This is a genomic window from Microbacterium pygmaeum, from assembly GCF_900100885.1.
In the GTDB taxonomy this organism is placed as follows: Bacteria; Actinomycetota; Actinomycetes; order Actinomycetales; family Microbacteriaceae; genus Microbacterium; species Microbacterium pygmaeum.
In genome coordinates, this window is record NZ_LT629692.1 from 2660219 (window position 1) to 2671977 (window position 11759).

Genomic DNA, 11759 nt, shown 5'->3' on the forward strand with positions numbered 1-11759 from the left:
CATGCCCGATTCGCCGTCGCCGTTCGATGATCCGTTCGCGGATCTGTTCGGCAAGCTCCCCGATCCGCGTGCCCGGGAACGACGACCCGTAGACGAGGGCCAGGCGTCGTCCGGCTCGGCCACGCCGCTGTCGCGCCGCGCCGCCCGGGAAGCTGCCGCCGCTTCCGCGGCACCGTCCGATCCCGCCCCGGTCGCCGCACCCCGCGCGTCGGCACCGCCGCAGGTCGCCTTCCCGACCGGCGCGGCTGCGCCTGAGCCGCTGCGCACCCCGGCCCGGTCCGTCGCCACGGCGACGCTCGACGATTTGTTCACCGGGGCTCAGACCACCGACCACCTCGGTGAACTTCCGCCACCGCCCGACCGGCGCAAGCGCCGGATCGGCGGGTGGATCGCGCTGGCCGTCGTGCTCGTGCTCCTGGGCGGCATGGCTGCAGGGGGACTGTGGGTGTGGAACACCTACGAGGACAAGATCCGGGAGTTCATGGGCTGGGAGGAGCCGAAGGATTTCGAAGCCGGTATGGCCAATGGCGAGGTCCTCGTCACGATCGAGGACGGCGACACCGGCTCGCCCATCTCGCAGCGGCTCTACGACTCCGGTGTCACCAAGACATCCGATGCGTTCTACGACTACCTGATCGACACCGGTCAGAACCCGACCTTCCAGCCGGGCGCCTACGCACTGCAGTACCAGATGACCTCGGAGGCCGCGCTCGAAGCGCTGCTGAATCCGGCGAACAAACGGGAGAACACCGCGCAGATCCCCGAGGGCTTCACCGTCGACGGGACACTCGAGCGGCTCGCCGAGGGCACCGGCATCCCCCTCGAGGAGTTCCAGTCCGCCGTCGCGGACCCGGCGGCGTACGGGGTTCCCGCCTCGACGCTGGAGGGGTGGCTCTTCCCGGCGACGTACACGTTCGACCCCGGCGTGACTCCAACGCAGATGATCCAGACCATGGTCGATCGCACGGTGCAGTCCCTCGACACCGCAGGCGTCCCCGTCGAGGACCGGGAGCGCATCCTGACCGTCGCCTCGATCATCCAGCGCGAAGCCCGCTTCGAGGATGACTTCTACAAGGTGTCGCGGGTGATCGAGAACCGCCTCGACCCCGAGAACCAGGAGACCTTCGGCAAGCTGCAGATGGATTCCACCGCCCAGTACGGCTACGGCGAGATGCACGACGGCACGGTCAGCACCTCGCAGGAGGCGCTGGATGATCCGAACCCGTGGAACACGTACTACAACACCGGGCTGCCCATCGGGCCGATCGCCAATCCGGGCGACCTGGCGATCGATGCGGCCATGCATCCGGCCGACGGCGACTGGCTCTACTTCGTCACGGTGAACCTGAACACCGGTGAGACGGTCTTCACGACGAACATCGACGACCACAACGCGGCCGTCGCGCAGTGGCAGGCGTGGTGCACCGACAACCCCGACGCCGGATGCTGATCTCGCCCGGAACCCGACTTGAGGTGTGGGGCGACCCGATCGCCCACAGTCGCTCGCCGCAGCTGCACGCCGCGGCGTACGGCGTGCTCGGACTGGACTGGACCTACGGACGCCGCCAGGTCGGCGCCGCGGGGTTCGCCTCGGCGCTGGCGAGCCTGGGGGAGCAGTGGCGAGGACTCTCGCTGACGATGCCCCTGAAGCCAGTCGCGTTCGCCGCGTCGATGACGAAGGATGCCGCGGCCGAGGCGACCGGCGCCGTGAACACGCTGCTGCTGACCGAGGACGGGCCTCACGGGTTCAACACCGACGTCGGCGGCATCGTCGACGTGCTGCGCGACGGCGGAGTGCACGCGATCTCCCGCGCGCGCATCCTGGGCGCGGGGGCGACGGCGACCTCGGCCCTGGTGGCGCTGGCCGACCTCGGCGCCCGTGAGGTCGGCGTGCTCGCGCGGCGCCGCGAGGCCGTCCTCCCACTCACCGAGCTCGGCCGGACGCTCGGCGTGTCCGTGCGCCAGGAGCAGTTCGCCGGAACCCGGTACGACGCGGTGGATGCGACGATCTGCACCCTCCCCGCTGACGCCGACACCCTCGCCGGCACCGCCGACGCTCTGGCGGTGGACGGCGGCGTGCTGCTGGACGTGGTCTACGGGCACGGGGCCACGTTGATCGGCGCGGCCTGGGAACGGGTCGCCGGCCCGTCGGTGCCGGGAGTCGGGATGCTGCTGCACCAGGCCGTCCGTCAGATCCGCGTCTTCGTGGCAGGCGACCCCGACCAGGCGCTGCCGGATGAGGAAGCGGTGGTCGCCGCGATGCGCCGAACCGTCATGGGAGACTAGGGGAATGCTCCGCGTGCTCACGGCCGGCGAATCGCACGGCCCCGAACTCGTCGCCATCATGGAGGGCCTGCCCTCCGGCGTCCCCATCTCCCTCGGCGGCATCCGTGCCGACCTCGCCCGCCGCAAGCTCGGCTACGGGCGCGGATCACGGATGAAGTTCGAGGAGGACGACCTCGCGATCTCGGGCGGTGTGCGCCACGGTCTGTCGATGGGCAGCCCCATCGCCCTGCGCATCGGCAACACCGAGTGGCCCAAATGGGTCGAGGTGATGAGCCCCGAGCCCGTCGAACTCACCGAGAAGTCCCGCGGCCGCGGTGCCGCGCTCACCCGTCCGCGCCCCGGGCACGCCGACCTGGTCGGCATGCAGAAGTACGCGTTCGACGAGTCGCGCCCGATTCTGGAGCGCGCCAGCGCGCGCGAGACCGCCGCCCGCGTCGCGCTCGGCGCCCTCGCGCGCGCGTTCCTCGGTGAACTCGGCATCCGTCTGGTCAGCCACACGCTCTCGATCGGGCCGGTCCGCGTTCCGGACGGAGCCGCACTGCCGACCCCCGATGACGTCGACGCGCTGGATGCGGATCCGCTGCGCTGCTTCGATGCGGCCACCTCGGCGCGCATGGTCGACGAGGTGGATGCAGCACGCCGGGACGGCGACACCCTCGGCGGCATCGTCGAGGTCCTGGCGTACGGCCTGCCGCCTGGGCTCGGCTCGCACGTGCACTGGGACCGGCGTCTGGACGGACAGCTGGCGCAGGCGCTGATGAGCATCCAGGCCATCAAGGGCGTCGAGGTCGGCGACGGCTTCGAGACCACCCGGCGCCGCGGTTCCGCGGCGCACGACGAGCTGTTCGCCACCGACGACGGCATCACGCGCGGCAGCGACCGTGCAGGCGGAACCGAGGGCGGCATGTCCACGGGGACCGCCCTTCGCGTGCGGGCGGGTATGAAGCCGATCGCCACCGTCCCGCATTCGCTGCGCACCGTCGACGTCGCCACCGGCGACACCGCATCGGCGCACCACCAGCGCTCCGACGTGTGCGCCGTCCCCGCAGCCGGGGTCGTCGCCGAGGCGATGGTGGCGATCGTCCTGGCGAACTCGATGCTGGAGAAGTTCGGCGGCGACAGCATCGGCGAGACGCGCCGCAACCTCACGTCCTACCTGGAGCAGATCCCGGACACGCTGCGCACCGCACCCGCATCCGAGGCGGCGCTGCTGTCCCATGACCTCGCCTGATCGGGCGGCACTGGTCTTCGTCGGCCCGATGGGGGCGGGCAAGAGCAGCATCGGCAGAAAGGTCGCGCGCGAGCTCGGAGTCGCGTTCACCGACACGGACACGATGATCGTCCGCGAGCACGGACCGATCCCGGCCCTGTTCGCCGCGCAGGGCGAGGAGCATTTCCGCTCCCTCGAGCGATCCGCCGTGGTCGCCGCGCTGGCCGCAGGCGGCGTGGTCGCCCTCGGCGGCGGCGCGGTACTGGATCCGCACACGCGTGCCGACCTCGCGCACCACCGGGTGGTGCTGCTGACCGTCGCGCCCGAGATCGTCAAGGCGCGCATCGGCGGCGCCAACCGTCCGCTGCTGTCCGGCGGCGACGCGGTCGCGCGCTGGGAGCAGATCTACGCCCAGCGCCGAGCACTGTACGACGAAGTCGCCGACATCACCTTCGATTCCTCGATCGGCCACGTCTCGGCGGTGGCGGCCGCCATCGCGCGCTGGGCGCGCGAGAACGACGTCACGACCGATTCCCGACCTACTCCGGAGGCCAGCGCGTGAGCGAGCACACGATCATCTCGGTGGCGGGCGATTCGCCCTACGACATCACGGTGGGTCGCGGCATCCTTCCCCACGTCGGCGATGCCCTGGCGCCCTCGGTGCGCAAGGTCCTCGTGGTGCACCCGCCCACGCTGGCGACCGAGGCCGGCGCGCTGCGCGCTCTCCTGATGGCCGACGGGACCCGCGAGGTGCTGCTTGCAGAGATCCCCGACGCCGAACAGGGCAAGCGCGTCGAGGTCGCCGCGTTCTGCTGGCAGGTCATGGGTCAAGCCGACTTCACCCGTACCGATGCGGTCGTCGGCTTCGGCGGGGGAGCGGTCACCGACCTCGCCGGCTTCGTCGCAGCGACCTGGCTGCGCGGCGTTCAGCTGGTCCAGGTCCCCACCACCGTCCTCGGGATGGTGGATGCGGCCGTGGGCGGCAAGACCGGCATCAACACCGCCGAGGGCAAGAACCTCGTGGGCGCGTTCTGGCCGCCGCGCGCGGTCGTCTGCGACCTGGACACGCTGGAGACCCTGTCGCCCAACGAGCGGGTCGCCGGCTTCGCCGAAGTGGTCAAGGCCGGCTTCATCTGGTATCCGGAGATCCTCGACCTGATCGAGGCCGATCCGGTGGCGGCGACCGATCCGAGGACGGACGCGTTCCGCCGGTGCATCGAGCTGGCCATCGAGATGAAGGCGCGGGTGGTGGGAGAGGACCTGCGCGAAGCGGGCCTGCGCGAAGTGCTGAACTACGGGCACACCCTCGGCCACGCGATCGAGCACGCCGAGCGATACCGCTGGCGTCACGGCGCCGCCATCTCGGTCGGCATGGTGTTCGCCGCCGAGCTGTCCCGCCTGGCCGGGCGCCTTCCGGATGCCGTGGCCCAGCGCCACCGCGGCATCCTCGAGCTCCTCGGACTGCCCACGACCTATCGGCCGGGCGGGTGGCCGCAGCTGCTGGCGACCATGCAGCGCGACAAGAAGAGCCGTGGCGGGATGCTGCGCTTCATCGTCCTCGATGACCTGGCGCGACCCACCGTGCTGCAGGCGCCCGACGAGTCGCTCCTGTTCGCCGCGTACCAGGAAGTGGCCGGCTGAGCTCGCTGGTATGGTGCCGAGCGTGACGACACCCCGCCGCCTGCTCCTCGTGAACGGTCCGAACCTCAATCTGCTCGGCACGCGGGAGCCGGAGATCTACGGTTCGCAGACGCTGCACGACGTCGAGGCGCTCACCGCGCGGACGGCGGCCGAGTTCGGCTTCGAGGTGCGCAGCGTCCAGAGCAATCACGAGGGCGTGCTGCTGGATGCCATCCACGCCGCCCGCGAGGACTGCGCGGGCATCGTGATCAACCCCGGCGGGCTGACGCACACCTCCGTCGTCCTGCGCGATGCGCTGTCCGGCGTCGCACTGCCCGTGGCGGAGGTGCACATCTCCGACGTGCTCGCGCGCGAGGAGTTCCGGCACCTCTCGTACGTCAAGGACATCGCCGTCGTGCACGTGATCGGCGAGGGCGTGAGCGGCTATCGCACCGCGGTGATCCGCCTTCTGGAGGTCATCACCGGGCGCGCGGAGGGCTGAGATCCGGGCCGCGCGCGAGGCATCCCGTAGAATCGAACGTCGGGCCGCGCAACGCCCCGCAGTCTTCCTCACGAAACGGACTCTCCAGCCATGGCATCCACCGCAGACATCCGCAACGGCGTCGTCCTCAGCATCGACGGCCAGCTGTGGAACGTCATCGAGTTCCAGCACGTCAAGCCCGGCAAGGGCGGCGCCTTCGTGCGCACCAAGCTGAAGAACGTGGTCTCCGGCAAGACCGTGGATCGCACCTACAATGCGGGCGCGAAGATCGAGATCGAGAACGTCGACCGCCGCGACTTCACCTACCTTTACAACGACGGTGAAGGCTTCGTCTTCATGGACGTCGCCGACTACGACCAGCTGACCGTCCCCGCCACCGTCGTCGGCGAGGCCGCCAACTTCCTCCTGGAGAACCAGCAGGTCCAGATCGCCCTCAACAACGGCAATCCGCTGTACGTCGAACTGCCCGCATCGGTCGTGCTGGAGATCACCTACACCGAGCCCGGCCTGCAGGGGGATCGCTCATCGGCGGGCACCAAGCCCGCCACAGTGGAGACCGGCTACGAGATCCAGGTGCCGCTGTTCCTCGAGACCGGCACGAAGGTCAAGGTCGACACCCGCACGGGCGACTACCTCGGTCGCGTGAACTGACCTTTGAGCGCTCGCACGAAGGCGCGCAAACGCGCGCTCGACATCCTCTTCCAGTCCGACATCCGCGGCGACGACCTGGGCACCACGCTCGCTGCCGAAGCGAAGCGGGCCGCCGCGGAACCCTCCCGCGAAACCTCGTGGCTCTATGCGCGCGAGATCGTCGACGGCGTCATCGACAACCGCGACGAGATCGACGAGCAGATCACGACGTTCGCGAAGGACTGGTCGCTGGCACGGATGCCCGCCGTCGATCGCGCCCTGCTGCGGATGGCCGTCTGGGAGATCCTCTACAATGACGAGGTCCCGACCGGCGTCGCGATCGACGAGGCCGTCGAGCTCGCCAAGGAATTCTCCACCGACGACTCCGGAGCGTTCGTCAACGGCGTGCTCGGGCGCATCGCGCGCTCGTCCTGATCGCACGGCGCCGGCGCGCCGGTCGAATCACCCGGAGGGTTCGCGCTCGGCAAGGATGGATGCGATGGTGACGCCGCATGTGAATGTGGACGCCATCCGCCGCGCCGCGGACGGTGGCGGCTTCGAGCGCGGCCTGGCGTACTTCCGCCGCGGTGCCGTGCAGGCGGTGCGCTGGGAACCCGAGCGCAGCGAGATCCTCGGCCGGGTCAGCGGAAGCGACGCGCACAGCTACACCTGCTCCATCCGGCTCGACCTCGCACGCACGGCCCAGCCGATTCTGCTCACCACCTGCAGCTGCCCGATGCGCACCGGCTGCAAGCATGTGGTCGCCAGCCTCCTGGCGTGCCATGCGGTCGCGGAATCGGAAACCCGGTCCAGGTCCGTGCTGACTGCCGGTGACGCCGCAACGCGATCGCACAGCTCCGCCCGACCGACGGCGCCGGCATGGCGGTCGCTCGTCGAGTCGCAACCGAGCAGGGAGCACTCGAGCGGCGCCCTGGCGCTCGGCTTCGAGCTGCGTCAGCGGCAGTCCGCTGCCGCCGTCCGATGGGAGACGCGGCGCACGTTCGCCGTGACACCGCAGTCTTTGAACGGCACGCAGGATGACCTCTCGATCGGGATGCGTCCGCTGATGCGCAGCCCGCAGACCGGGAAGTGGATCAAAGGACACGCGTCGTGGGACGCCGTGCGCCGGTCGGGAGAGGCCTTCCCCCCGGAGCAGGTCAGGTGGTTCGCCGAGTTCCACAGCATCGCGCGCGACGTCTTCGCGCTCGGCGCGTTCGTCGACACCGGCGAATGGCTCACCCTCGACACCGTCGCATCGGGCCTCCTCTGGCCGCATCTGCGCGCCGCCGGATCGGTCGGCATCCCACTCGTTCCGACGCAGGACTTCCTGAGCCTGCGTCTCGCGCAGCACGCGGCGGCCAGTGTGCAGATCGGCCGCGCCGACGAGGAGACGGATGCCGGGGGCCTCCGGGTCTCGGCGGTGGTGCGCGTCGACGCAGAGACCGTGGATGCGGCATCCGTCCGCCCGATCTCGAGGTCCGGCATCTACGCCTTCGCCATCGTGGGGGATCGGATCGATCTGACACTCGCGCCGCTCGAGGTGAGCTCGCCCGTTCTCGCGCTGCTCCGCGCGCGCGGGCGCATCGAGGTCCCCGCCGCCGACGCCGGAGAGTTCCTGCGCACCATCCCATCGGCGATCGCTCGTCAGAGCGAGGTGAACACGACGGGCGGCATTGAGATCCCGTCGGCGGTTCCGCCTGTGCCGGTGCTGTCCGTCGAATTCCGCCCGGGCGCCGGGGTCGAGTACGTCTTCCGGTGGGACTACGCAGGCGCTGCGGGGTTCGAGGCAGACGACGTCGCCGATGCGCCGCCGGAGCGCGACCTGGCTGCGGAGGCCGCCGAATGGACGCGGATCGAGGCCGTCTGGCCGCGAACGGGCGAGGCGGTGCCGGCGCAGCGCGGCATCCTCCGCGACGTCGCCGCCGCCGAGTTCTCGGCGCGGGTGATCCCGGCACTGCAGCGGCACGGAGTGCGCCTGGAGACGGTCGGCACCCGCCCGCGGTACCGCGAACTCACCGGCATCCCCGAGATCACCGTCTCGACCGTGGAGAGCACGGATCCGGACTGGTTCGACCTCGGCGTCCTGGTGACCATCGACGGTCGCAGGATCCCGTTCACGCCGCTGTTCACCGCACTCAGCCGCGGCCGGAAGAAGATCCTGCTCTCGGACGGCGCCTATTTCTCACTCGCCCACCCCGCGCTGGACCGCCTTCGCGAGCTCGTCTCGGAGGCCGCCGAGCTGACCGAGTGGGAGACCGGTCCTCGGATCAGCCGCTACCAGAGCGCACTGTGGTCCGATTTCGAGGACCTCGCAGACGAAGCGCTGCCGGCGGTGACCTGGCGGACCACCGCCGAGGGGCTGCGCGATGTCGAGCGCATCGATCCGACACCGCCACCTGCGGGCCTCGGGGCTGAACTGCGCCCCTACCAGCAGAGCGGGTTCGACTGGCTCGCGTTCCTCTGGCGGCACCGGCTCGGCGGCATCCTCGCCGACGACATGGGCCTCGGCAAGACCCTGCAGATGCTGGCGCTGATCGCCCACGCCCGCGACAACGGCGAGCGCCGCCCGTTCCTGGTCATCGCGCCCACCTCGGTCACCGGCACATGGGCGGAGGAGTCGGCGCGGTTCGTTCCCGGCCTGCGTGTCGCCGGAATCGACGCCACCCGCGCGAAGCGCGACGCGTCCGTCGCAGACATCGCCGGGACAGCCGACCTCGTCGTGACCTCCTACGCGCTGCTGCGGCTGGCTGAGGGCGAATTCGCAGACGTGGAGTGGGCCGGCCTGGTGCTGGATGAAGCGCAGTTCGTCAAGAACGCGCAGACCAAGCTGCATCGCGCCGCCCGTGCCGTCCGCGCAGACGTGACGTACGCGATCACCGGGACCCCTCTTGAGAACAGCCTCACCGATCTCTGGTCGTTGCTGTCGCTGACCGCGCCCGGGCTCTTCGCCTCCGCGCGCCGCTTCCGCGAGGAGTACGTCGGTCCGATCGAGAAGGGAAAGGTCCCCGAGAACGAGGAGGGCGGCCCGTTCCGGGCGAAACGGCTCGAACGGCTGCGCAGTCGCATCCGGCCGCTCGTCCTGCGCCGCACCAAGGAGAGCGTGGCGGCCGACCTCCCCGCCAAGCAGGAGCAGCTGCTGCACATCGAAATGCAGCCCGCCCATCGTGCGCTCTACGACGCGGTCCTGCAGCGCGAACGGCAGAAGGTGCTGGGCCTGCTGGATGACCTGGACCGCAACCGGTTCATCGTCTTCCGCTCCCTCACGCTGCTTCGCATGCTGAGCCTCTCGCCGGCACTGGTCGATCCGGACCACGCCGACATCGCCTCGAGCAAGCTCGATGCCCTGGTCGAGCATCTTCGGGAAGTGGCCGCCGAAGGCCACCGTGCCCTGGTGTTCAGCCAGTTCACGTCGTTCCTGGGCCAGGTCGGCGCCCGGCTCGAGCGCGAAGGACTCGCCCACGTCTTGCTGGACGGGTCGACCCGTCACAGGCAGCGCGTCATCGACGGCTTCCGAGGCGGCGAGGCTCCGGTCTTCCTGATCAGCTTGAAGGCGGGCGGGTTCGGGCTGACCCTGACCGAGGCGGACTATGTGTTCCTGCTCGACCCGTGGTGGAACCCGGCTGCCGAAGCGCAGGCGGTCGACCGCGCGCACCGCATCGGACAGACGCGGGCGGTGATGGTCTACCGGATGATCGCCACCGGCACCATCGAGGAGAAGGTCATGGCGCTGCAGCAGCGCAAGTCCCGGCTCTTCCAGGCCGTGCTGGATGACGGCGGCGCATTCGCGGGGACGCTCACCGCCGAGGACATCCGCGCACTGCTGGACGGCTGAGTCCGGCTCGTCCGACCGAGTCGCCGCCACCCCTCACGTAAACTCGGAAGGGAAGGGAGCACCATGCGCATCACTGGATTGGGCCATGCCGGCATGTTCATCGAGACCCTCGGCGGCAGCATCCTGTGCGACCCCGTGATCGGGCCGTCCTTCTTCGGCTCGTGGTTCCCCTTCCCCGACAACCGCGGCCTGGACTGGGAGCGCTTCGGCAACGCCGACTTCCTGTACGTCTCGCACCGCCATCGCGATCACTTCGATCCCGCACTGATGCAGCGTCACGTACCCAAGGACATCCGGGTCCTGCTGCCCGAGTACCCGACGGACGACCTCGAGCAGGACCTGCGGCGAATCGGCTACGACAACATCATCCACACCCAGGCGGGAGTTCCCCTCGAATTCGGCGACCTGAAGCTGATGATCACGCCGCTGCGCGCGCCGAGCGACGGACCCATCGGCGACTCCTCGCTCAGCGTCGACGACGGCACCGCCAGCATCCTGAACCAGAACGACTCCCACCCCCTCGACCTCGAGAAGCTCCTCGGGTTCTCCAAGCCGGAGGCGTACTTCACGCAGACATCCGGGGCGATCTGGTGGCCCATGGTGTACGACCTGCCGCACGCGGCAAAGCAGAACTTCGCCAAGCTCAAGCGCGACGCGCAGAACAAGCGCGCGATGTACTACATCGAGAAGGTCGACGCGGAGCACGTCTTCCCCATGGCGGGTCCGCCGATGTTCCTTCGCGAAGAGCTGTTCCGCTACAACGGTTTCGGCCTCGAGGACGATTCGATCTTCACCGACTCGCGGCAGTTCCTCGCGCACATGGCGCAGGAGCGACCCGATCAGAAGGGCTACGAATTCGTCGCGGGGACCGTGGTGGAGATCGCCCGCGGCCAGCTCAGCGTGACGCAGTCCCTGTACACCGAGGCCGAGATCGACCGGATGTACGACGACAAGTGGACCTACCTCGCCGAGCAGCGCGATTCCCGCCAGGACGAGATCGTCACGGAAGAGGCGACCCGCGCCGCGGTGCTGCCGCCGGCCGAGATGCTCGAGGCGATCAGGGAGTGGTGGGAGCCGCTGCTGCGACGCGCCCGTACGATCCGCAACGGCGTCGGAGGCAATGTGCGGTTCCGGATCGGCGAGCTGGACATGGTGGTCGACTTCCCGAAGGCGAAGGTCCGCGAGTACACGGGGGAGGAGTGCATCTACTGGTACACGATCCCCGCCGACCTCGTCTCCACCAACATCGCCGACCACGAGATCGACTGGTCGAACTCGATCTTCCTCTCGATGCAGTTCGAGGTGGGGCGCAGCGGCAAGTTCAACGAGTTCCTCACGACGTTCCTGAAGTGCCTCTCGCGCGACCGGATCGAATACGTCGAGAACTGGTACGCCGAGCAGTCCGACCAGACCGAGGACGCGCAGCTGGGCGAGTGGGTCGTCCAGCGCCGCTGCCCGCACCTGCGCGCCGACCTGACCAAGACCGGCAAGATCGAGGACGGCGTCCTGACCTGCAGCCTGCACGACTGGAAGTGGGATCTCGCCTCCGGCAAGTGCCTGACGACCCAGGGCCACCCGATCCGCTCCCACCACATCGAGGACGCGCTTTTCCGCGAGGCCGTCGCGCCCGTCTAGACTGAGAGCACCAAGCAACCTTTAATCCCGTCCTGTGAGGCGGA

General features: G+C 69.5%; 10 protein-coding genes. All 10 read left to right on the forward strand.

Annotated features, from left to right (window positions below; all coding sequences use genetic code 11):
* Position 1: 1 nt before the first annotated feature.
* A complete protein-coding gene (gene mltG / locus BLT19_RS12760; RefSeq protein WP_091490886.1) occupies positions 2-1450 on the forward strand; it encodes an endolytic transglycosylase MltG in 1449 nt (482 codons plus the stop codon).
* Complete coding sequence (locus BLT19_RS12765; protein ID WP_091490888.1) at positions 1444-2286, forward strand: shikimate dehydrogenase family protein; 843 nt, start codon at positions 1444-1446, stop codon at positions 2284-2286. The genes mltG and BLT19_RS12765 overlap by 7 nt, the downstream gene beginning before the upstream one ends.
* A 4-nt stretch (positions 2287-2290) precedes the next feature.
* The gene (gene aroC, locus BLT19_RS12770; RefSeq protein ID WP_091490890.1) at positions 2291-3517 is read left to right on the forward strand and encodes a chorismate synthase; all 1227 of its coding nucleotides are present in this window, start codon (positions 2291-2293) and stop codon (positions 3515-3517) included.
* Positions 3504-4058 (forward strand): shikimate kinase, encoded by a 555-nt coding sequence (locus BLT19_RS12775; protein ID WP_091490892.1) that lies wholly within the window; start codon positions 3504-3506, stop codon positions 4056-4058. Before aroC ends, BLT19_RS12775 begins: the two co-directional genes overlap by 14 nt.
* Positions 4055-5137, forward strand: coding sequence for a 3-dehydroquinate synthase (gene aroB, locus BLT19_RS12780; RefSeq protein WP_091490894.1), 1083 nt, complete (start codon positions 4055-4057; stop codon positions 5135-5137). Before BLT19_RS12775 ends, aroB begins: the two co-directional genes overlap by 4 nt.
* A gap of 22 nt (positions 5138-5159) precedes the next feature.
* Complete coding sequence (locus BLT19_RS12785; RefSeq protein WP_091493978.1) at positions 5160-5618, forward strand: type II 3-dehydroquinate dehydratase; 459 nt, start codon at positions 5160-5162, stop codon at positions 5616-5618.
* Between the two features lie 90 nt (positions 5619-5708).
* A complete protein-coding gene (efp, locus tag BLT19_RS12790) occupies positions 5709-6269 on the forward strand; it encodes an elongation factor P (protein ID WP_091490897.1) in 561 nt (186 codons plus the stop codon).
* A gap of 3 nt (positions 6270-6272) precedes the next feature.
* Positions 6273-6683 (forward strand): transcription antitermination factor NusB, encoded by a 411-nt coding sequence (gene nusB / locus BLT19_RS12795; RefSeq protein ID WP_091490899.1) that lies wholly within the window; start codon positions 6273-6275, stop codon positions 6681-6683.
* Between the two features lie 64 nt (positions 6684-6747).
* Positions 6748-10080, forward strand: coding sequence for a DEAD/DEAH box helicase (locus BLT19_RS12800; protein ID WP_091490901.1), 3333 nt, complete (start codon positions 6748-6750; stop codon positions 10078-10080).
* A 63-nt stretch (positions 10081-10143) separates the two neighbouring features.
* Positions 10144-11715 carry a Rieske 2Fe-2S domain-containing protein gene (locus tag BLT19_RS12805; protein WP_091490903.1) on the forward strand — a complete coding sequence of 524 codons (1572 nt, stop codon included), beginning with the start codon at positions 10144-10146 and terminating at the stop codon, positions 11713-11715.
* The last annotated feature ends 44 nt before the right edge of the window (positions 11716-11759 follow it).